This window comes from Methylobacterium sp. ME121, assembly GCF_000974725.1.
GTDB classification, from domain to species: domain Bacteria; phylum Pseudomonadota; class Alphaproteobacteria; order Rhizobiales; family Beijerinckiaceae; genus Methylobacterium; species Methylobacterium radiotolerans.
The window spans coordinates 1-20,775 of the sequence record NZ_BBUX01000012.1 but is presented as its reverse complement, the minus strand read 5'-3'; the positions used below and the strand labels follow the sequence as shown (position 1 = coordinate 20,775).

Below are 20,775 nucleotides of genomic sequence, written 5' to 3'. Positions count from 1 at the left end.
CGGGTCCTGACGGCGACCGACACTCCCTTTGCCGTGGCCGCCGATCCGCACAGCCTTCGGGGTGATTGCCACGCGGCCGCCGAGCGTCCATGGAACCGCCGTTTCGATCGCACGGGATCGCGATGGCGGACACCGACGAGACCACCCTGACCTTCGATCCCTCGATGCCTCCGGCCGGCCGGCTGGACCGGGTCGCGCCGCTGATCCGCCGACGGGTCGCGCCGAACGGCGGCCCGTTCACGGCGAGCGGCACCTGCACCTACGTGGTGGGCCAGGAGCGCGTCGCGGTGATCGATCCGGGCCCGGACGATCCGGCCCATGTCGACGCGCTGCTTCAGGATCTCGGCACCGAGCGGGTCGAGGCCATCGTGGTCACCCACACCCATCGGGATCACTCGCCCGGAGCAAGGCTGCTCGCCGCGCGCACCGGCGCGCCGATCGTCGGATGCGCGCCGCACAGGGCCGCGCGGGCCCTGTCGGAAGCGGAGACCCCGATGCTCGACGCGAGCGCCGACCGGGCGCACGCGCCGGAACGGATCATGGTGGAGGGCGACGCCGTGTCCGGCCCGGGCTGGACCCTCGTGGCCGTCGAGACCCCCGGTCACACGATGAACCATCTCGCCTTCGCGCTGCCGGAGGCGCGGGCGCTGTTCTCGGGCGACCACGTCATGGCGTGGTCGACGACGATCGTGGCCCCGCCGGACGGCGCGATGCGGGCCTACATGGAGTCCCTCGACAAGCTGCGCGGTCGCGACGAGGCGGTCTACTGGCCGGGGCATGGCGGCCCGGTGCGCGAGCCCGCCCGGTTCCTCCGGGGACTGGCCGGGCACCGCCGCCAGCGCGAGGCGGCGATCCGCGCACGGCTGGCAGCCGGCGACGGGCGAATCGCCGACATCGTCGCGGCGATCTACCAGGGGCTCGACCCCCGGCTCCGCGGCGCGGCGGCCCTGTCGGTCTTCGCCCATCTGGAGGATCTGGTCGGACGCGGGCTCGCGTCCTGCGACGGCGCCCCCCGGCTCGACGGCACTTACGCGCCGGCCTGAGGCGCGCGGCGGCTCACTTCACCGCGAGGGCGAGGTTGGCGACGTCGTCGAGATAGGCCCGGATCCGGTCGGCGTTGCTGCCGAAATCCCGGCCGCCGAGCCGCGAGGCCGAGCGCACGTCGATCCGCGCCCCGTCGGCACGGGGGCGGATGCGCACGGTGACATCGTCGGGCAGGTTCAGGATCAGCCCCCGGGCCACGGCCTCGATCCGGCCGTTGCCGGTCCGGCCGCCCGGCCGGATCGCCTCGACGATCTGCCAGTGCCGCTTCAGGGCCGCCTGCCGGGCGAGTTCGAACGCCTCGTCGGCGCCGATATCGAGGGTCAGCGGCGCGATCTGCGGATAGGCGCCGCGCTGGCTCTCGCGTGCCGCCGGGCTCGGGTCCGCCGGGTAGCGTCCGCCGCGGGCCGCGAAGGCCGCCCGCGAGCGCGAGAAGGCCGGCGGATTGTCGATGTCGGTGGTGATGTCAGACAGGGCCGGCAACCGCAGGCCGCGCAGGCCCAGGAAGGCGGGGTAGCCCAGCACCGCCAGCGCGAGGACCAGCCCGGCGAGGGCGGCCCCGAGGCCGCGGGCGCCCTCGCGCCAGACCCGCACGAAGGCGAAGATCGCGGCCGCGGCCGCCAGCAGCGCGACGCCGAGGCCGGCCAAGAGGGCCACGAGGGCGGCGTTCGTGTCGGAGCGCGGATCCCGGACGAGGACGAGGGCGATCCCGGTGGCGATGACGGCGAACACGGCGAGCCGCCGGGCCAGCGGCCCCGCGCGGGTGACGGGTTCCTCGATGAGCAGACGGCGCATGGGGATCATGGAGGCGTTCGAGGCCTGATCTTAGAGCTTGGCCGGGGCCGGCACCATGGCGCGGCCGTCACGGGGCATAGGCGCGGGCGTTGCCGGGCAGTCCGAGCGTCGCGGGCAGCTTGAGCGGATCGGGGAGCATCGCGTCCCCGTACCGGCCGGCCGGGTCGGAGGCCTCGCTGTGGGCGACCGTCTGGGCCGTCAGGGCGCTCCAGGGCCCCGTGACCGCGAACAGGATCCCGCGGGAGGCGTCGGCGGGCGGGCGCAGGACGAGGTCGCCCTTGGCATCGAGCCGCCGCTCCGGCAGCGAGACCTGACCGTGCAGGGTCGCCCCGACGCTCGGCCCCAGGAGCCCCGATTCGGCGATCTCGCCCACGCCGTCGACGAAGCGCAGCGTCACCACGGCCCGCTCGAAGGCCGTCCGGCCGTTCCGGCGCGCCAGGGCTCCGGACGCCACCGCACCGTTGCGGTGGACGACGTCGGCGAGGTCGAGGCCGGCGATGGCACCGCCGTCCATGGCGAGCGTGGCCCGACCATTCAGATGCGCCAGCAGCCCGGCCGTGTCGCGGGCCCTGGAATCGAGGGCGAAATGCCCCTGCACGGGCCCGATGACCCACCGCGCCGCACCGATCTCGCCGAGGAGCGCGCCGAGATCGACGCGATCGAGGCTCCCCTGCGTGCGCAACTCGGTCGCGGCCGGGTCGGCGCCGCTCGTCAGGTTGACGCGCCCCTTGAACGTGCCATCCTGGATCCGGGCCCGGTTCACCGCCACTTCTAGGGCGGCCTCCCGCACCAGGACGCTCGCCGCCAGATCCTGCACCCGGACCGCGCCGGCGCGTCCCTCGGCCGCCGACAGGCGCAAGTCGAGGTCGCCCCGCGTGAAGGGCGCCAGGGCGATCGACACGGGCGCGGGGTCGAGGAGTCGCGACAGATCCGCGACGAGCGGCGTGAGATCGAGTGTCTCGGCCGCCAGGGTCGCCTGCACCGAGAGGCGCGGCGCCTTGCCGGGCCCGAGTGCGACGGCGCCGGCCCCCTCGAGCACGTTCTGGCCCAGGCCGATGCGCAGGCTCGGCCACGAGACGGACCGCTCGGCCGTCTCGAACCGGCCGTCGACCGAGAAGGCCCCGGCGAGCGGCGCCAGCGGCACGTCACGGCCGATCCAGGCCAGGCTCTCCGGCAGGAATCGCGTCTCGAACCGGACCTGCCCGGACATGACGGGCAGCGCGCCCCCCTCCGCGGGCGGCGCCAGCGTTCCGTCCGCCGCGAGGCTGCCGTTCGGCCACGTGATCTCCGCGGTGAAGGGGCTGCCGCGGCGCTGGGCCAACGCGGCCGGACGCAGGTGAGTCAGGGCGATCCGGGTCGGTACGCCCCGCCAGATCAGGCTGGCCCGGCCCTCGGCGGCCCTGCCCCAGAGCGGCCACGCGATGTCGAGGTCGATATCCCGGGCCGCGTCGCCGGCGGCGAGGCGCGCGTCGCGCAGGACGATCCGGCGCGGCCGGGCCGTCTCGCCGGACCGGGCCTGCTCGGCGAGGCGCGCGAGGGCTGCGTCCCAGCCGACGGGATCGTCCGACAGCCGCGCGCCCTCCAGGCGGAGGCCGCTGACGGCCGCGCGCCCCCCGAGGAGGCTCAGCGGGTCGAGGTCGATGGTCAGGCGGCCCTCCTCCGCCAGGACCGGGCCGGCGGAACCGGCGGCGAGCCGGACGCGGTCGAAGGTCAGGCGCGGCCAGGGCAGCACCGCGAGGCGCGCCGGCCCCTCCAGCGTCAGACCGAGGCCGTAGGCATCGAAGGCGCGGCGGGCGAACGCCGTGACCCGGCCGTCCTCCACGGGCCAGTCGCGCAGGCCGAGGCCGGCAGCGATCAGGCTCCCGAGAGCGAGGACGAAGATCGGGCGGCGCAGCGACATCATGCTCCGAAGGGGCGGCGGCTGTGGCCGGAAGCCGGGCGCCGCGCCGGCCCCTCGGGCTGCCACGGCCCGGCAGGGTCTGCACGTCGAGGGGGCAACTTAGCGTCCCCGGCCGGCTTTGTCTGCCGCGCCCGCGCAGGGCCGCCCTGCCCTCCCCAACGCAGTGCCGGTTACGGATCGCCCGGGACCGCACGGACCGGTGCGGCGCACCACTGGATTTCGCGCGCGGAATCGGGGAGAGCAGGCGCGAGGACACGCGCTTCCCAAGGTTTCGGCCGGTCGGATCCGGCGGGAAAAGGACGGTTCGATGAAGAAGGTCTACACGGATGCCGCCGCCGCCCTGGCCGGCCTCCTGCACGACGACATGATGGTGATGTGCGGCGGCTTCGGCCTCTGCGGCATCCCCGACGAGCTGATCGAGGCGGTGCGCCTCTCGGGCGTCAAGGGCCTCACGGTCGTGTCGAACAATGCCGGCATCGACGGGGTCGGCCTCGGCAAGCTCCTGGATACCCGCCAGGTCGCCAAGATGATCTCGTCCTACGTGGGCGAGAACAAGGAGTTCGCCCGCCAGTATCTCGGCGGCGAGCTGGAGATCGAGTTCAACCCGCAGGGCACGCTGGCGGAGCGGATCCGCGCCGGCGGCGCGGGCATCCCGGCCTTCTTCACCAAGACCGGCGTCGGCACCAAGGTCGCCGAGGGCAAGGAAGTCCGCGAGTTCGACGGCGAGCAGTACGTGATGGAGCGCGGCCTGTTCGCCGACCTCGCCCTGGTCCACGCCCACACCGGCGACACCGAGGGGAACCTGCGCTACCGGATGACCGCCCGCAACTTCAACCCGATGATGGCCACCGCCGCCAAGATGACGGTGGCGCAGGTCGAGCACCTCGTGAAGCCCGGCGAGATCGACCCGGACACGATCCACACGCCCGGCATCTTCGTGAAGCGGATCATCGACGTCGGGCAGCGCGACAAGCGCATCGAGCAGCGCACCACGCGCAAGCGCGGCGACAGCACCCCGGCCGCGGCGGCCGGCGGCGGCACGCACTGATCGGACGGGAAGGGAGCGAGAACGATGGCCTGGACCCGCGAGCAGATGGCGGCGCGCGCCGCCAAGGAGCTGGAGGACGGCTTCTACGTGAACCTCGGCATCGGCATCCCGACGCTGGTGTCGAACTACATCCCCGAGGGCATGTCGGTGCAGCTCCAGTCGGAGAACGGCATGCTGGGCATGGGCCCCTTCCCGTACGAGGGCGAGGAGGACCCGGACCTGATCAACGCCGGCAAGCAGACGATCACGGCGCTGCCGACGACGAGCTACTTCTCCTCGGCCGATTCCTTCGGGATGATCCGCGGCGGGCACATCAACCTGTCGATCCTCGGCGCCATGCAGGTGGCCGGCAACGGCGACCTCGCGAACTGGATGATCCCCGGCAAGATGGTGAAGGGGATGGGCGGCGCCATGGACCTCGTGGCGGGCGTGAAGCGCGTCGTCGTGGTGATGGAGCACGTTGCCAAGAACAAGGACGGCACCGAGAGCCCGAAGCTGCTCAAGGCCTGCGACCTGCCGCTGACCGGCACCCGCGTGGTCGACCTGGTGATCACCGATCTCGGCGTGTTCGAGATCGACAAGAAGGGCGACGGCGGCATGAGGCTGATCGAGCTCGCCGACGGCGTCACCGAGGACGAGATCCGCGGGAAGACCGAGGCCGACTTCACGGTCGTCCTGAAGAACTGACGCCCCTGGGCCCGGCGGCCGACGTCGCCGGGCCCGTCGCGGGACGCGTTACCGGGGTCGGACGACCGATCGTCGAACGGTCCCGCGGACGCGGCCGACGCGCCCCTCACGCCTCGACTCGGACGCGAAACACCCCCTGCCACGTTCGGAACAGGAGGTGTTTCGCGCGGTCAGTGCAGGCCCGGCCGCGGGGCTCGATCCCGTGAGTCCGTCCGGCCGCGGCCGTGTCAGCCCGCGTCGCTGGCGCCCGCACCCGCGAGCTGCGGGTCCCGGGTCGCCGGGCGCACCGGGCTGTCGGCCGCCGGCTCCGCGCCGTGCAGCGCCCGCCGGACGTAGCCGTCGATCCGGTCGCCCTGCTCCGGCAGGGCAGCCTCGAGATGGGCGATCATCTTGGGCGTCCAGAACGCCTTGATGTGCTTCTGGATCCCGGCCACCGCCTCCTCCTCCGGGTAGGACCGGAAGAAGGTGGCGATCTGGTTGGCCATGCGGACGAGCTTGTCCGCCTGCGTCACGGCGCTCATCGGGTACTCTTACTCTGCCGCGTCCAGGGTCTGTGCGATCCGGGTCAGGGAGAAGTCCTCCTCGTAGAACTTCGCCTGCCAGTCGGAGGGCCGGTTGGTCCGCCGGACCTGCACCGCCGTCACCTTGTACTCGGGGCAGTTCGTCGCCCAGTCCGAGTAGTCGGTGGTGATGACGTTGGCGCCGGTCTTGGCGTGGTGGAACGTCGTGTAGACCACGCCCGGCTGCATCCGCTCGGAGATCTTGGCCTTCAGGGCGATGTCGCCGGAGCGGCTCTCCAGGGCGACGAGGTCGCCGTCCACGATGCCGCGCAGTTCCGCGTCGAACGGGTGGATCTCCAGCACGTCCTCCTCGTGCCAGCGCGAGTTTTCGGTGCGCCGGGTCTGCGCGCCGACATTGTACTGGGAGAGGATCCGGCCCGTGGTGAGGATCAGCGGGAACTTCGCCCCCGTCCGCTCCTCGGTGGCCACGAACTCGGTGATCATGAACCGGCCCTTGCCGCGGACGAACCGGTCGACGTGCATCATCGGCGTGCCGAGCGGCGCCTTCTCGTTGCAGGGCCACTGCACCGAGCCGAGCTCGTCGAGCTTGGCGTAGGACACGCCGGTGAAGCTCGGGGTGAGCGACGCGATCTCGTCCATGATCTCGGACGGGTGGCTGTAGGTCATCGGGTAGCCGAGCGCGTTGGCGAGCAGCACCGTGCCCTCCCAGTCGCCGTAGCCGCCCATCGGGGCCATGACCTTGCGGACCCGCGAGATGCGGCGCTCGGCGTTGGTGAAGGTCCCGTCCTTCTCGAGGAACGAGGCGCCCGGCAGGAAGACGTGGGCGTACTTGGCGGTCTCGTTCAGGAACAGGTCCTGGACGACGATGCACTCCATCGCCATCAGGCCCGACGTCACGTGGTGCGTGTCGGGGTCGGACTGCGCGATGTCCTCGCCCTGGATGTACATGCCCTTGAACGAGCCCTCGACGGCCTCGTCCAGCATGTTGGTGATGCGCAGGCCCGGCGCGTTGTCGAGCTTGGCGCCCCAGAGGGCCTCGAAGCTCTCGCGGGTGGCGTCGTCCGAGACGTGGCGGTAGCCGGTGAGCTCGTGCGGGAACGAGCCCATGTCGCAGGAGCCCTGGACGTTGTTCTGGCCGCGCAGCGGGTTCACGCCGGCGCCGAGCTTGCCGATATTGCCGGTGGCCATGGCGATGTTCGCCATGCCCATGACCATGGTCGAGCCTTGGCTGTGCTCGGTGACGCCGAGCCCGTAGTAGATGCCGGCCGCGCCGCCTTTGGCGTAGAGCCGGGCCGCTCCGCGGACCTGCTCAGGGTCGAGGCCGGTGAAGGACTGCTGGTTCTCCGGGGAGTGTCGCTCGTCGGCGATGAACCGCGCCCAGGACTCGAACTCGGCGAGGTCGCAGCGCTCGCGGACATAGGCCTCGTCGATCAGCCCCTCGGTGACGATCACGTGCGCCAGCGAGTTGATGAAGGCGACGTTGGAGCCGGGCTTCAGCGGCAGGTGATAGTCGGCCTTGATGTGGGGCGACTTGACGAGGTCGATCCTGCGCGGATCGGCGACGATCAGTTTCGCGCCCTGCCGGAGGCGCTTCTTCATCCGCGAGCCGAAGACCGGGTGGCCGTCGGTCGGATTGGCGCCGATCACCAGGATCACGTCGGAATGCTCGACCGACTTGAAGTCCTGGGTGCCGGCCGAGGTGCCGAGCGTCGACATCAGGCCGTAGCCGGTCGGCGAGTGGCAGACGCGGGCGCAGGTATCGACGTTGTTGTTGCCGAAGGCGGCGCGCACCAGCTTCTGGACGAGGTAGGCTTCCTCGTTGGTGCAGCGCGACGACGTGATGCCGCCGACCGAATCCTTGCCGTACTGGGCCTGGATCCGCTTGAACTCGGAGGCCGCCCGATCGATGGCCTCCTCCCAGGAGACCTCGCGCCACGGATCCGTGATCTTCTCGCGGATCATCGGCTTGGTGATGCGGTCCTTATGGGTGGCGTAGCCGTAGGCGAAGCGGCCCTTGACGCAGCTATGGCCCTCGTTGGCCTTGCCGCCCTTGTACGGGACCATGCGGACGACGCGCTCGCCCTGCATCTCGGCCTTGAACGAGCAGCCGACGCCGCAATACGCGCAGGTCGTGACCTCGGCGTGCTCCGGCTGGCCGTACTCGTGGATCGACTTCTCCTGCAGGGTCGCGGTCGGGCAGGCCTGCACGCAGGCGCCGCAGGACACGCACTCGGACTCGAAGAAGTTGGTCGGGCCGGCCGCCACGCGGCTGTCGAAGCCGCGACCCGCGATGGTCAGCGCGAAGGTGCCCTGCACCTCCTCACAGGCGCGGACGCAGCGGTTGCAGACGATGCACTTCGACGGGTCGTAGGTGAAGTACGGGTTCGACTCGTCCTTCGGCAGGTACTTCTCGGAGCTCGGCCGGACGTGGTTGTCGCCCTCGTAGCCGTAGCGCACGTCGCGCAGGCCCACGACGCCCGCCTGGGTCTGCAGCTCGCAGTCGCCGTTCGCCGCGCAGGTCAGGCAGTCGAGGGGGTGGTCGGAGATGTAGAGCTCCATCACGCCCTTGCGGAGCCTGGCGAGCTTCTCGTTCTGGGTGTGGACCACCATGCCGTTCTCGGCCGGCGTCGTGCACGAGGCGGGCGTGCCGCGCCGGCCCTCGATCTCAACGAGGCAGAGGCGGCAGGAGCCGAACGGCTCCAGCGAGTCGGTGGCGCAGAGCTTCGGGATCTGCGTCCCGGCCTGCATCGCCGCCGCCATTACCGAGGTGCCGGCGGGCACCGTCACCGACATGCCGTCGATCTTCAGCGTCACCGTCTGCGCGCTGACGCGGATCGGCGTGCCGTAGTCGATTTCTTTGATGAGGGCCATGCGCGCCGCCTCACTCAGCCGCCGCAGGCAGCGAGCCCGCACGGCGAAAATCTTCGGGGAAATGGGTGATCGCGCTCATGACGGGCATCGGGGTGAGCCCGCCCATGGCGCAGAGCGACCCGTCGGTCATGACCTCGCAGAGGTCCTCGACCAGCTTCAGGTTCGCGTCCGGCCGGATGCCGGCGATCACCTTGTCCATGGTCTCGACGCCGCGGGTCGCGCCGATGCGGCAGGGGGTGCACTTGCCGCACGACTCGGTGGCGCAGAACTCGAAGGCGAAGCGGGCCTGGGCGGCCATATCGACCGTATCGTCGAACACCACGATGCCGCCGTGGCCGACGAGGCCCTTCTTGGCCGCCATCGCCTCGTAGTCGAGGGGCGTGTCGAGGAGATGGTCGGGGAAGTAGGCCCCGAGCGGCCCGCCGACCTGCACGGCCCGGACCGGCCGACCTGAGCGGGTGCCGCCGCCGAAATCCTCGATCACCTGACGGAGGGTGATGCCGAAGGCCATCTCGATCAGGCCGCCGTGCTTGATGTTGCCGGCGAGCTGGATCGGCAGGGTGCCGAGCGAGCGGCCCATGCCGTAATCGGCGTAGGCCCTGGCGCCGTTCTCCAGGATCCACGGCACGGCCGTGAAGGTCATGACGTTGTTGACCAGCGTCGGCTTGCCGAGGAAGCCCTTCAGCGCCGGGATCGGCGGCTTGGCCCGCACGATGCCGCGCTTGCCCTCCAGGCTCTCCAGCAGCGAGGTCTCCTCGCCGCAGATATAGGCCCCGGCGCCGAGGCGCACGTCCAGGTGGAAGCTCTTGCCCGAGCCCAGGATGTTGTCGCCGAGCACGCCCGCCGTCACGCCGTTGGCGATCGCCTCCTTCAGGGTCGCGAAGGCCTGCGGGTACTCGGAGCGCAGGTAGATGTAGCCGCGGGTGGCGCCAGTGGCGACGCCCGCGATGGTCATGCCCTCGATGAGGTTGAAGGGATCGCCCTCCATCATCATCCGGTCGGCGAAGGTGCCGGAATCGCCCTCGTCGGCGTTGCAGACCACGTATTTCTGGTCCGCCTCGGCGAGCATCACGGTGTTCCACTTGATGCCGGCGGGGAAGCCGGCACCGCCCCGGCCGCGCAGGCCGGACTCGCGCACCGCCGCGACAATGCCCTCGGCATCGAGCTTCAGGGCGGCCTCGAGGCCGCGGTAGCCGCCATGGGCCCGGTAATCGTCCACGGAGACCGGGTCGATCACGCCGCAGCGGTGGAAGGTCAGGCGCTGCTGCCGGGCGAGGTAGGGGATTTTTTCAGGATCGCCGAGGCGCAGGGCGTGGTCGCCGCCCGTGGTCAGGCCGGCATCCAGCAGGGCATCGACGTCCTTGACCGTCACCGGCCCGTAGGCGACCCGCCCCTCGGGGGTGCCGACCTCGACCATCGGCTCCAACCAGAACAGGCCGCGGGAGCCGGTCCGGACAATGGTGACGTCCAGGCCGCGGCGCTCGGCGCCGGCGAAGAGGGCGCGGGCGACCTTGTTGGCGCCGAGCCCGAGGGCGACGGCGTCGCGCGGAACGTAGAGCGTGACGCTCACTGGCGCACCTCCGTCAGGGCAGCTTCGAGGGCGTCGGCGGTCAGGTGCGCGACCGGCTCACCGTCGACCAGCGCGGCGGGGCCGTTGGCGCAGAGGCCGAGGCAGTAGACCGGCTCGACCGTGGCGCTGCCGTCGGCGGTGGTCTCGTGCCAGCCGCAGCCGAGGCGGCCGAGGATCTCGCGGTGCAGCTTGTCGGAGCCCATGGCCTGGCAGGCCTCGGCCCGGCACAGCTTCACCTCGTGGCGGCCGGCGGGGTGGGCGCGGAAGTCGTGGTAGAAGGTGATGCAGCCATGCACCTCGGCGCGCGACAGGTTCAGCGCGTCCGCGATCAGCGGCACGGCGCCGGAATCCACGTAGCCGAAGGTTTCCTGCAGCGCGTGCAGGATCGGCAGCGTGGCCCCTTCGAGATGGGTGTGCTCGGCGATGATCCCGGACGCGCGCTCCGCGCTCCAGGGCTCGTGACGCGCCATGGTTTCCAGCCCAGTCTGTTCCTGTTCTAATGCGAAGAGGAACAGAAATGCCGAATGGCATCAATCGCGCTGTCCGGTCGGGCGACAAAGGACGTTTGTCGAGCTGTAACGCGCAGGCCAGACGAGCGGAGACACTTCGTTAACCTGTTGCCGCAGCGCGATTTTTCAGATCCTATACGCGGTCAGAATTTGTCGCGTGCATCGCAACATAAATTTGTGCCATGCAAGAAACTGCATCCTGTCACGTCGGGTCCGGAACGTCCGCTCAGAGCCCTCCGTCCTTGCGAGCGGAGCGAAGCGATCCAGGGCAGCGCGACCTCGGCAAGCGTGGCGCGACTGGATCGCTTCGCTCCGCTCGCAAGGACGGCGGCGGGCTCCGAGACCGGAGCCTCGGCCGCCTCAGAACTCCATCTCGAGCTCCTCGATCTCGTCCGGCTCGTCGGCGGCGGCCTCAGCCCACTCGACCATCAGCGGCCAGTGCAGGATCGTGTCGCGGTAGGCGGCGGCCCGGGGCGGCAGCGCGACGTCGTAGGTGCGGAAGCGCGTGCAGACCGGAGCGTACATGGCGTCGGCCAGGCACGGCCGCGCGCCGAACAGGTACGGACCCTCGTAGCGGTCCAGGCAATCGTCGAAGATCGTGACGATGCGCTCGATATCGGCCTTCGCCCCGTTGAACACCCGGAAGTCGGGGTGGAAGGCGCGCAGGTTCATCGGCAGCGCCGAGCGCAGATTGACGAAGCCGGAATGCATCTCGCCGGAGATGGACCGGCAATGGGCGCGCTCCGCCACGTTGCCGGGCAGGAAGCCGGCCTCCGGGAAGGTCTCGGCGAGGTACTCGGCGATGGCCAGGGTGTCCCAGACGACCACGTCGCCGTGGCGCAGGCGCGGCACCAGGAAGGACGGCGAGAGGTGAAGCAGCTCCGCCCGGGTGGTGGCGTCGGCGCCGGACAGGACCTCGGTCTCGAAATCGAGACCCGCCATCCGGCAGATGAGCCAGCCCCGCAGGGACCACGAGGAGTAGTTGCGGCTCGAGATGGTGAGCGTAGCGGCCGTCATCGTCCTGCCCCGGGCGCGTCGCCGATCGTGCGGTCTGCGAGGCCCGATCCAAGACTCGTGCCGAACGGGGCTGGCGAATCGCTTCCGCCCGCGATTCTACTCCCGTCGCAGCAGCGCCGCGACCTCCGCCTCCTCGGCCGCCGACAGGTTCCGGGCCGGCGCGGGCGGGCGGCGGCGGGCGAGGCGCCAGATTCCCAGCCCGCCGAGCAGGACTGCGAGCACCGGGGTGAGCCACAGCAGCAGGGTGTGCAGCGCGAAGACCGGGCGCAGCAGCACGAACTCGCCGTAGCGGGCCACGACGTAGTCGAGCACCGCCGTGTCGCTGTCGCCCTTCTCCAGCCGCTCGCGGACGATCAGGCGCAGATCCTTGGCAAGCGGCGCGTCGGAATCGTCGATCGACTGGTTCTGGCAGACGAGGCAGCGCAGTTCGGCCGAGATCTCCCGCGCGCGATGCTCCAGGACGGGATCCTTCAGCACCTCGTCGGGCTGCACCGCGAGGGCCGGCAGCGACGCCAGCAGGGCGAGCGCCGCCAGCGCGGGCCGGAGCGAGCGGCGCGCCATCACTCGGCCGGCACCGCGACCGGGAGCGGCCGCGCCTTCGCCTTGGCGGGGACGCCTACGCGCATCCGCCGGTCCGTGAGCGACAGGCCGCCGCCCACGGCCATCACCACCGCCCCGAGCCAGATCAGCAGGACCAGCGGCTTGTAGTAGAGGCGCAGGCCGACGCCGCCGTCCTGCCCGATCTCCCCGAGACTCGCGTAGACCTGGCTGGCGCCGACGGTCAGCAGGCCCGATTCCGTCACCGCCATCTTGCGGCTCGGGTAGAACCGCTTGCCGGTCTCGACCTGCCCGACCTCGTCGCCGCCGCGGGTGCGGATGGTCAGGTAGGCGGCGGCCTCCTCGTAGTTCGGTCCCTTGCGCGGCGCGACGCGATCGAGGGTCGCCACGTAGGGTCCCGTCGCCAGGCTTTGGCCGGCCTTGAGGGTCGCCAGCCCCTCGGTCGCCCAGCCCTGCGCGGCGATGCCCAGCACCACGACGCCGACCCCGGCATGGGCGATGGCGGTGCCCCAGGCCGAGCGCGGCAGGCCGACGGCGCGGCGGCCGATCTGGCCGAGGGAGCGGGCGCGGCTCGCCCCGTAGCCCCGGGCGCGGGTGACGATCTCCAGGGCGGAGCCGATCAGCAGGTAGGCGCCGAGGCCGATCCCGACCGGCGCCATGACCGGCCCGCCCCAGGTCAGCGCCAGCACCCCGAAGCCGACGACGAGGGCGACCGCCAGCGCGGCGAACAGGCGCTGGGCGGCGGCGAGCACGTCGCCGCGCTTCCAGGCGAGCGACTGCCCCATGGGCACGATCAGCAGGAGCGGGATCGCCAGCGGGACGAAGGTGGAGTTGAAGAAGGGCGGCCCGACCGTGATCTTCTCGCCCGTCAGCATCTCCAGCACGAGCGGGTACAGGGTGCCGACCAGCACGGTGGCGCAGGCGGCCACCAGGAACAGGTTGTTCAGGACGAGCGACCCCTCGCGAGAGATCGGCGCGAACAGGCCGCCCTGCCGCAGCAGCGGCGCCCGCCACGCGAACAGCGTCAGCGAGCCGCCGATGAACAGCACCAAGATCGCCAGGATGAAGACGCCGCGGGTCGGGTCCGTGGCGAAGGAATGGACCGAGGTGATCACGCCCGAGCGGACCAGGAAGGTGCCGATCAGCGAGAGCGAGAAGGTCAGGATGGCGAGCAGCACCGTCCAGACCTTCAGGGCGTCGCGCTTCTCCATCACCACGGTGGAGTGCAGCAGCGCCGTGCCGGCGATCCACGGCATCAGCGAGGCGTTCTCCACCGGATCCCAGAACCACCAGCCGCCCCAGCCGAGCTCGTAATAGGCCCAGTAGGAACCCATCGCGATCCCGAGCGTCAGGAAGCACCACGCGGCCAGCGTCCAGGGCCGCACCGCCCGCGCCCAGACGGCGTCGATCCGCCCGTCGATCAGCGCGGCCACCGCGAAGGCGAAGCTGATCGAGAAGCCGACATAGCCGACGTAGAGGAGCGGCGGGTGGATCGCGAGACCGGGATCCTGCAACAGCGGGTTGAGGTCGTTGCCCTCGAGCGGCGCCGGGATCACCCGGGTGAACGGGTTCGAGGTCGTGATGATGAACAGCACGAACACGAAGGTGATCAGCCCCTGCACGCCCAGCGTGCTGGCCCGCAGCCGCGGCGGCACCGAGTTCTTCGCGGCCGCCACGCAGGCGCCGAACAGGGTGAGGATCAGGACCCAGAGGAGCATCGAGCCCTCGTGGTTCCCCCAGACGCCCGAGATCTTGTAGATCAGCGGCTTCTGCGTGTGCGAGTTCTCGACGACGTTCTGGACCGAGAAGTCCGAGGTGACGTGCGCGTAGGTCAGCGCCGCGAAGGCGAACAGCACGCAGGCGAACGCGCCGAGCGCCGCCTGCGAGGCGATCTGGCGGAGCGCCGGATCGCCCGAGCGGGCGGCCCAGATCGGCATCACCACCTGGACGAGGGAGATCGCCAGCGCGAGCGCGAGGGCGAAGTGGCCGGTCTCGACGATCATGCGGGTTCCCTCACCGCTCGCTGCGGGGACCGAGGGTGCTGTCCGCCGCCGCGGTGGCGGGCTTCGGCGCCGGGCCGCCCCTGTTCGGGCCGCCCTCCTGCCAGCGCCCCTGCGCCTTCAGCGCGTCGGCCACCTCGCGGGGCATGTAGGATTCGTCGTGCTTGGCGAGCACCGTGTCGGCGCGGAACTGCCCGCCCGGCTCCAGCACGCCCTCGGCGACCACGCCCTGCCCTTCGCGGAACAGGTCCGGCAGCAACCCCTTGTAGTGGACCTCGACGGTCTCGTTCGTGTCGGTGACGGCGAAGTCGACCGTCTGGTCGGGACCGCGCCTGAGCGAGCCGTCCTTCACCAGACCGCCGAGCCGCAGGCGCGTGCCCGGGGCGATGGCCTGCTTGGCGATGTCGGTGGGCGAGCGGAAGAACACGATCGAGCCGCTCATGGCGTACAGGATCAGCCCCACGGCGAGCGCCAGGACGCTGCCGCAGGCGGCGATCAGGATCAGGCGGCGTTTCTTACGCGTCACGATACTTCCACCCCGCGGTCCGGCGCGCGGAGACCCGCCCCGACCGGAACCGTTCTCATTCTAGCCTTGAGGGTGTCGGCTCCAGGCGCCCGCGGGTCAAGGGCGGGCGTCGGGACCGATTGTCGTACGGACCGCTCGGCGGAGGCGGCCTCACGATCTCGTGGTGCCGGGGCTGGGCCTGGCGGGGGGTCCGGCCTGTCAGGGATTGGGCTTGGCGGGCAGGTCCAGCTCCCGGGCGAGGCCGTCGAGCCGCGTCACCGCCTCGCTGTTGGCGGCCAGCGCCATCCGGGCGCGGTCGAGGGCCTTCACCGCTTGGTCCCGCTCGCCCAGCGCGCTGTAGGAGCGCACGAGGCGCATCCACTCGTCCGGCGTGCCGCCCCGCGCGGCGAGGCGCCGGTCCAGCCCCTCGACCATCCCGCGAATCGCCGCCTGCTGCTCAGCCTGCGGCATGGCGCGCACGGCCGCCATCGCGGCCTCCTTCTCGGATTGGGCGCCCGATCCCGGCTGGCCGGATCCGGCCGGCGCGGGCGCCTCGCCCTCCGCGCCGAGCCCCACGGCGCGGGCGCCCTGCTCGACCTGGGCGAGCCCCTGCGGGTCGCCCGCCAGGGCCGCGCGCGCCCGGGCCAGGGCGTCGGCCGCCTGCTCGCGCTCGCCGAGGACCGCCCGGGACCGGACCAGCCGCAGCCACTCGTCGGGGGTGCCGCCGCCGGTCTTGAGCCGGGCGTCGAGCCCGTCGACCATGCCGCGGATCGCCGCCTGCTGCTCCGCGGGGATCTGCGGGGCGGTCTGCGGAGCTGCGGGCGGCGGCGGCTCGCCCTTGAGCCGGGCGAGGCTCTGCTTGACGATCCCGAGCCAGGGGGCATTCGGCGGGCTCGACGCCTCGAGCTCGGTGAGCTGGCGGATCGCCTCGCCGGTGTCGCCGGCCTGCTCGGCCGCGCGGGCCAGGTAGAATCGGGGCTTGGGCGCGTTCGGCTCCTTGGCCTGCGCCTTCTCGAACAGCGCCCTGGCCTCGGGCGAGACCGTGCCGTTGCCCGCCGCCGTGAGGGCCTCGCCCTGGTCGGCCAGCAGATCGGCGGTCTCACCCTTGATCCGCGCGATGTTGGCGTAGGCGCGGGCGGCGTCGTCGAAGCGGCCGGTGCGCATGTAGACCGGGGCGAGCACCGCCCAGCCGCGGGCGTCGTTCGGGTCCCGGGCGAGGCGCGCCTCGATCTGGCTGACCGCCTTCATCAGCTCGTCGGCGCCGCCACGGGCGGCCTGCCGGTCGGCCTCGGTCTGTGCCGGCACCTCGGGCGAGCCGTAGAGCCCGTAGGCGATCAGCGCCACGAGGGGGATGGTGGAGAGCGCGAAGGCCGAGGCGGCGCGCCGGCGGCGCAGGCGCGGCTCGGCCGGGCGCGCGGCCTCGGCGATGCCGGCATCCTCGGCCTCGCGCTGCGCCTCGCGGCTCGACCGGAGCAGGCGGCGGCCCGCCTCGGCCTTAGCGGTCTCGGCCTCGTCGGGGGCGATCAAGCCGCGCTCGAGGTCGCGCTCGATCTCGGCGATCTGATCCTCGTAGAACGCCGTCTCGGTGGCGAGCCCGCTCCCGCCCGCCTCACCGGTCGGCACGGCGGCGCGGCGCGACATCGGCCAGAGCAGGCCGAGCACGGCCGCCGCGGTCATGGCCGCCAGGATGAACCAGATCGCCGTCATGGACCTTATCGCCAACGAGCCGGACCGGCCCGCCCCTCCCCACGCCATGTGGAGCCGGCAGCGTGACGCCACGACGCCTCCCGGCGGCGGCACGGTGTCACGCAACTCTGTTGCGAAGACAAGGGGCCGGGCGGAGCCATGAGGCCGCGTCCCGCAGCTCGATCCGTGCCCGGCCCGTACCCGGAGGCGGCGGAGGGCCTCAGTGGGTCGGGGTGCCGACCGGCAGGTCGCCCGGCACCTCCAGCACCGCCCGCAGGCCGCCGAGCGCCGCCTCCTCCAGGGTGAAGCGTCCCCGGTACAGGGCGGCGAGGTCGGCCACGATCGACAGGCCGAGGCCGGAGCCGGGCTTCGATTCGTCGAGGCGCCGCCCGCGGCCGAGCACGGCCTGGCGGGCCTCCGGGGGCAGGCCGGGGCCGTCATCCTCGATGGCGACGACGAGGTGGGGATAATCGTTCGTGTTCACCGCCTCGGCCCGGATCGCGACGCGGCCGTGGGCCCATTTCGACGCGTTGTCGACGAGGTTGCCGACCATCTCCTCGAAATCCTGGCGCTCGCCGCGGAAGCGCAGGCCCGGCGGCACGTGGACGTCGTAGGCGATGTCCTTGTCCCGGTAGATCTTCCCGAAGGTGCGCACGAGGCCCGCGAGCGCCGGCTCCACCTCTGTCGAGGTGCCGAGCGTGCCGGCGAGGGCGGCGGCCCGGGCGCGGTCGAGGTGGTAGTTGACCTGATCGCGCATGACCGCGGCCTGCTCGCGGATCTTCTGCGCGAGCTCCTCGGGGGCGTCGGAGGCGCCGACCTCGTTGACGATGATCGAGAGCGGCGTCTTCAGGGCGTGGGCGAGGTTGCCGACCTGGGTCCGGGCGCGCTCCAGGATCTCGCGGTTGGTCTCGATCAGGAGGTTCACCTCGCCGGTGAGCGGCGCGATGTCGCGGGGATAGGTGCCGGTGATGCGGTCGGCCTCGCCCCGGCGGACGGCGCCCAGCGCGGCGCGCATCTTCTTGAGCGGCGCGAGGCCGAACCGGATCTGTAGCAGGGTGGTGATCGCCAGCGACAGGCCGAGCAGGCCGAAGGTGATGGTCAGCGAGTTCCGGAACCGGTCGACGTCGTTGACGATCTCGTCGGCGGGGCCGGCGACCCGGACCGTGTAGCGGCCCTCCTCGCCGAGATCGACGTCGCGCTCCATGATGCGCAGGAGGCGTCCGTCCTGCCCCTTGCCGTAGCCCTGACGGATCTGCCCGACCCCGACCTTGCCGTCGGAATCGGTGGCGGGCGGGAGCGGCACACCCACGAGGGAGCGGGAGGTGCGCACGTCGCGCGGCTTCGCGTCGGGCTTGCCGACCTGCCAGTACCAGCCCGACAGGGGCAGGTCGAAGCGCGGGTCGCCGAGCGAGAAGGTCCGGCTCTCGGGATCGTTGGGCGAGACGAGGTCGGTGGCGAGATTGTTGGCGAAGACGAGGAGCCGGCTGTCGAAGGAGCGCTCGGTGTTCTCGCGGTAGAGGGTCGTGAGGATCCAGGCCGCGATCAGCAGGATCGCGGAGCTCGACAGGAACGCCGACACGGCGAGCCGCACCGCGATGGAGCGGCGGCGCAGGGAGAAGAGGCCGATGAGGTCGATCATGGATGCGTCGGTCGCTCAGACGGGCGGCGGCGCGTCGTAGAACACCGCGCCGCGCATCAGCGGGCGCGCCGTGCGGAAGAAGGCGCCGCGCTCGGCCCGCCAGCCGTCGGCCCCGCGGGTCACGGCGGCGTCGGCGGTGAGGATGCCCGACGGCATGCCGACCCGCAGGGCCGCGCCGGTGGGGCGGGCGGCCTCGTGGACGAGACTGCCTTCGAGCCGGGCGGCGACCGCGAGGCACAGGGTGGCGGTCAGCGGCAGCGCCTGATGCGGCACGCCGTTGGAGATGACCCGGGCGGTCAGGTCGATCTCGGCGGCGCGGATCGCGTCGCCGGAGAGGCTGCCGGACTCCTGCGGCGGGGCGACGAGGCCGACGAAGGGCACGTGGACGACGCGCGCCGCCGCCTCGACGTCCGGCGCGATGCCCATCGCCACGGAGCCGGCCCGGCGGATCCGCGCCAGCCGGTCGAGGAGGCCCGGCACGGCCTCCAGGGCTGCGGGCAGCTCGGTGCCGGCCAGCCCGAGATCGGCGGCGCGGACGAACACGCAGGCATTGGCGGCGTCGATCAGGGAGGCCTCGATCGCGCCGAGGCCCGGCACGTCGAGCCTCTGGCGGACGGTGCCGGTCGGGAGCAGCCGGCCGGTCGTGGCGCCGCCCGGATCCAGGAAGTCGAGCTGGATCGGCGCGCCGGTGCCGGCGACGCCGGGGATCGCGAGGTCGCCGCGGTAGACGCTGCGGCCGCCCTCCACCGCGAAGGTCGCCGCGATCCGCTTGCGCGTGTTGGTGTTGAAGATCCGCAGCCGCACCGGGCCGTCCGGGACCTCGACGAGCCCCTCATCGACCGCGAACGGTCCCGCGGCGGCGAGCATGTTGCCGCAATTGCCCGACAGGTCGATGCGGCCGTCCCGGACCACGACCTGCACGAAGGTGTAGTCGATGTCGGCGTCCGGCCGCGCGGAGCGCTCCACCACGCAGATCTTCGAGACCGACGAGACGCCCCCGCCCATGCCGTTGAGCTGCCGCCCGAACGGGTCGGGGCTGTCCATGGCGGAGAGGAAGACCGGCTCCCAGGCGGCGAGATCCCCCGGCACGTCCCGGCGGTGCAGCATCAGCGCCTTGCTGGTGCCGCCGCGCATGAACACGGCCGGCAGCGTGCCGGAACGCGGAGCCGCGCTCACATCCGCGCCGGAGGCTGGTTGGGATCCACGAGGTAGCCGAGGCCGCGCACGGTCTGGATCAGGTCCACCGCGAGCTTCTTGCGCAGGCGGCCGACGAACACCTCGATCGTGTTCGAGTCGCGGTCGAAATCCTGGTCGTAGAGGTGCTCGGTGAGTTCGGCGCGGGACACGACCCGGCCGGTATGGTGCATCAGGTAGGAGAGCAGCCGGTACTCGTGGCTCGTCAGCTTCACCTGGGCGCCGTCGACGAAGACCTTGCCGGAGCGCGTGTCGAGGGTCACCGGCCCGCAGGCGATCTGGCTGGTGGCGTGGCCGGCGGCGCGGCGCAGCAGGGCGCGCACCCGGGCCATCAGCTCCTCCATGTGGAAGGGCTTGGTGACGTAGTCGTCGGCGCCGGCGTCGAAGCCGTCGACCTTGTCGGACCAGCGGTCGCGGGCCGTGAGGATGATCACCGGGGTCTTCACGCCGGCCCGGCGCCACTTCTGCAGCACCGTGACGCCGTCGGCCTTGGGCAGGCCCATGTCGAGGATGATGGCGTCGTAGGGCTCGCTCTCGCCGAGATAGCCGCCCTCCTCGCCGTCATAGGCCTTGTCGGCGACGTAGCCGGCCTCCTCCAGCGCGGCCACGACCTGCCGGTTGATGTCCTTGTCATCCTCCACGACCAGCAGACGCACGGCTCACTCCCCTCCGAAACGGTTCCGGCGCCCGCTCAATACTGTCCCGCCACGGTGCCGGTGCGCGCGTCGACAATCACGTGCACGAAATGCCCGTCCCGGCGCAAGGCGGTGAGCATGTAGACGAGGCCGTCCGCGTGACGGCAGAGGCTCGCCCGCTGGATCTCGGCCCGGGGGATCACCGTGCGGGCCGCGCGGATCGCCGCGACCGGCGGGATCACCCGGCGCTCGCCGACCTCCTCGCGCAGGTCGGCGGGGGACAGGCAGCTCTCGATCCGCAGCGGCGCCTGGCTGGACACCGCGCCCGTCTGGGGGGCCGGCCCGTCGTCGGCCATGGAGCCAAGGCCGCCCGCGGCGAGGGCCGCGGCGGTCAGGCTGATGGCGACGAGGGCGATGGCGTAGCGCATTGGCAGATGATGTGCGCCCAGGGCACTGAATGCGTCCTGAATACGTGGCCGTGCGCCGCCCCCGGCGGTCGTCGGTGGCGGTCCGGACATTCCTCGCGCGGTTGACGCGGCTGACTTGGCGGCGGACGGCATCGTGCGGACATGACGGCCGAGGCGGCGCCCGGTTCCACG

18 protein-coding genes are annotated in these 20,775 nt (G+C 71.9%); 3 read left to right on the top strand and 15 right to left on the bottom strand.

The features are described 5' to 3' along the window. Positions 1 to 164 precede the first annotated feature (164 nt). The gene (locus tag ME121_RS10725; RefSeq protein WP_373866316.1) at positions 165 to 1,043 is read left to right on the top strand and encodes an MBL fold metallo-hydrolase; all 879 of its coding nucleotides are present in this window, start codon (positions 165 to 167) and stop codon (positions 1,041 to 1,043) included. Positions 1,044 to 1,056: 13 nt separating this feature from the next. Here ME121_RS10725 and ME121_RS10720 read toward each other — a convergent pair whose 3' ends face one another. Further along, positions 1,057 to 1,836, bottom strand: coding sequence for a DUF1499 domain-containing protein (locus tag ME121_RS10720; protein ID WP_029361197.1), 780 nt, complete (start codon positions 1,834 to 1,836; stop codon positions 1,057 to 1,059). Between the two features lie 67 nt (positions 1,837 to 1,903). Continuing rightward, a complete protein-coding gene (locus tag ME121_RS10715; protein WP_059408857.1) occupies positions 1,904 to 3,736 on the bottom strand; it encodes an AsmA family protein in 1,833 nt (610 codons plus the stop codon). 307 nt (positions 3,737 to 4,043) lie between these two features. Here ME121_RS10715 and ME121_RS10710 point away from each other — a divergent pair, with 307 nt between their 5' ends. Together ME121_RS10710 and ME121_RS10705 are read left to right on the top strand one after the other, a co-directional pair. Next, positions 4,044 to 4,784, top strand: coding sequence for a CoA transferase subunit A (locus tag ME121_RS10710; protein ID WP_012321909.1), 741 nt, complete (start codon positions 4,044 to 4,046; stop codon positions 4,782 to 4,784). Between the two features lie 24 nt (positions 4,785 to 4,808). After that, on the top strand, positions 4,809 to 5,471 hold the full coding sequence (locus tag ME121_RS10705; RefSeq protein ID WP_012321908.1) for a 3-oxoacid CoA-transferase subunit B: 663 nt from the start codon (positions 4,809 to 4,811) through the stop codon (positions 5,469 to 5,471). Between the two features lie 227 nt (positions 5,472 to 5,698). On the opposite strand, the gene ME121_RS10700 is transcribed toward ME121_RS10705, so the two are convergent. The 13 genes from ME121_RS10700 to ME121_RS10640 all read right to left on the bottom strand — a co-directional run bounded on the left by ME121_RS10700 (position 5,699) and on the right by ME121_RS10640 (position 20,604). After that, a complete protein-coding gene (locus ME121_RS10700) occupies positions 5,699 to 5,992 on the bottom strand; it encodes a formate dehydrogenase subunit delta (protein ID WP_059408831.1) in 294 nt (97 codons plus the stop codon). 9 nt (positions 5,993 to 6,001) lie between these two features. After that, positions 6,002 to 8,863 carry a formate dehydrogenase subunit alpha gene (fdhF, locus tag ME121_RS10695; protein WP_059408830.1) on the bottom strand — a complete coding sequence of 954 codons (2,862 nt, stop codon included), beginning with the start codon at positions 8,861 to 8,863 and terminating at the stop codon, positions 6,002 to 6,004. Positions 8,864 to 8,873: 10 nt separating this feature from the next. After that, entirely contained in the window at positions 8,874 to 10,433 is a 1,560-nt protein-coding gene (locus tag ME121_RS10690) for a formate dehydrogenase beta subunit (RefSeq protein ID WP_059408829.1), read from the bottom strand. Further along, positions 10,430 to 10,903, bottom strand: coding sequence for a formate dehydrogenase subunit gamma (locus ME121_RS10685; RefSeq protein ID WP_010684574.1), 474 nt, complete (start codon positions 10,901 to 10,903; stop codon positions 10,430 to 10,432). The genes ME121_RS10690 and ME121_RS10685 overlap by 4 nt, the downstream gene beginning before the upstream one ends. Positions 10,904 to 11,302: 399 nt before the next feature. Then, on the bottom strand, positions 11,303 to 11,959 hold the full coding sequence (locus tag ME121_RS10680) for a glutathione S-transferase family protein (protein WP_029361201.1): 657 nt from the start codon (positions 11,957 to 11,959) through the stop codon (positions 11,303 to 11,305). A 96-nt stretch (positions 11,960 to 12,055) separates the two neighbouring features. Continuing rightward, a complete protein-coding gene (locus tag ME121_RS10675) occupies positions 12,056 to 12,520 on the bottom strand; it encodes a cytochrome c-type biogenesis protein (RefSeq protein ID WP_012321903.1) in 465 nt (154 codons plus the stop codon). Next, positions 12,520 to 14,520, bottom strand: a complete 2,001-nt coding sequence (locus ME121_RS10670; protein ID WP_012321902.1) for a heme lyase CcmF/NrfE family subunit — start codon at positions 14,518 to 14,520, stop codon at positions 12,520 to 12,522. Before ME121_RS10670 ends, ME121_RS10675 begins: the two co-directional genes overlap by 1 nt. A 10-nt stretch (positions 14,521 to 14,530) precedes the next feature. Further along, positions 14,531 to 15,043, bottom strand: a complete 513-nt coding sequence (gene ccmE, locus ME121_RS10665; protein ID WP_012321901.1) for a cytochrome c maturation protein CcmE — start codon at positions 15,041 to 15,043, stop codon at positions 14,531 to 14,533. 198 nt (positions 15,044 to 15,241) lie between these two features. Next, a complete protein-coding gene (gene ccmI / locus ME121_RS10660) occupies positions 15,242 to 16,729 on the bottom strand; it encodes a c-type cytochrome biogenesis protein CcmI (protein ID WP_059408828.1) in 1,488 nt (495 codons plus the stop codon). Positions 16,730 to 16,928: 199 nt separating this feature from the next. Further along, positions 16,929 to 18,347, bottom strand: coding sequence for an ATP-binding protein (locus ME121_RS10655; protein ID WP_012321899.1), 1,419 nt, complete (start codon positions 18,345 to 18,347; stop codon positions 16,929 to 16,931). 15 nt (positions 18,348 to 18,362) lie between these two features. Continuing rightward, positions 18,363 to 19,523, bottom strand: coding sequence for a 2-methylaconitate cis-trans isomerase PrpF family protein (locus ME121_RS10650; RefSeq protein WP_089231452.1), 1,161 nt, complete (start codon positions 19,521 to 19,523; stop codon positions 18,363 to 18,365). Beyond that, complete coding sequence (locus ME121_RS10645; RefSeq protein WP_012321897.1) at positions 19,520 to 20,197, bottom strand: response regulator transcription factor; 678 nt, start codon at positions 20,195 to 20,197, stop codon at positions 19,520 to 19,522. Before ME121_RS10645 ends, ME121_RS10650 begins: the two co-directional genes overlap by 4 nt. A gap of 35 nt (positions 20,198 to 20,232) precedes the next feature. Next, positions 20,233 to 20,604 (bottom strand): PepSY domain-containing protein, encoded by a 372-nt coding sequence (locus ME121_RS10640; protein WP_012321896.1) that lies wholly within the window; start codon positions 20,602 to 20,604, stop codon positions 20,233 to 20,235. Positions 20,605 to 20,775 lie beyond the last annotated feature (171 nt).

Coding starts and splice junctions, on each gene's coding strand:
- ME121_RS10725 (WP_373866316.1), top strand. CDS start 165: ATGCCTCCGGCCGGCCGGCTGGACCGGGTCGCGCCGCTGATCCGCCGA.
- ME121_RS10640 (WP_012321896.1), bottom strand. CDS start 20,604: ATGCGCTACGCCATCGCCCTCGTCGCCATCAGCCTGACCGCCGCGGCC.
- ME121_RS10675 (WP_012321903.1), bottom strand. CDS start 12,520: ATGGCGCGCCGCTCGCTCCGGCCCGCGCTGGCGGCGCTCGCCCTGCTG.
- ME121_RS10685 (WP_010684574.1), bottom strand. CDS start 10,903: ATGGCGCGTCACGAGCCCTGGAGCGCGGAGCGCGCGTCCGGGATCATC.
- ME121_RS10720 (WP_029361197.1), bottom strand. CDS start 1,836: ATGCGCCGTCTGCTCATCGAGGAACCCGTCACCCGCGCGGGGCCGCTG.
- ME121_RS10710 (WP_012321909.1), top strand. CDS start 4,044: ATGAAGAAGGTCTACACGGATGCCGCCGCCGCCCTGGCCGGCCTCCTG.
- ME121_RS10680 (WP_029361201.1), bottom strand. CDS start 11,959: ATGACGGCCGCTACGCTCACCATCTCGAGCCGCAACTACTCCTCGTGG.
- ME121_RS10670 (WP_012321902.1), bottom strand. CDS start 14,520: ATGATCGTCGAGACCGGCCACTTCGCCCTCGCGCTCGCGCTGGCGATC.
- ME121_RS10700 (WP_059408831.1), bottom strand. CDS start 5,992: ATGAGCGCCGTGACGCAGGCGGACAAGCTCGTCCGCATGGCCAACCAG.
- ME121_RS10715 (WP_059408857.1), bottom strand. CDS start 3,736: ATGTCGCTGCGCCGCCCGATCTTCGTCCTCGCTCTCGGGAGCCTGATC.
- ME121_RS10655 (WP_012321899.1), bottom strand. CDS start 18,347: ATGATCGACCTCATCGGCCTCTTCTCCCTGCGCCGCCGCTCCATCGCG.
- ccmI (WP_059408828.1), bottom strand. CDS start 16,729: ATGACGGCGATCTGGTTCATCCTGGCGGCCATGACCGCGGCGGCCGTG.
- fdhF (WP_059408830.1), bottom strand. CDS start 8,863: ATGGCCCTCATCAAAGAAATCGACTACGGCACGCCGATCCGCGTCAGC.
- ME121_RS10705 (WP_012321908.1), top strand. CDS start 4,809: ATGGCCTGGACCCGCGAGCAGATGGCGGCGCGCGCCGCCAAGGAGCTG.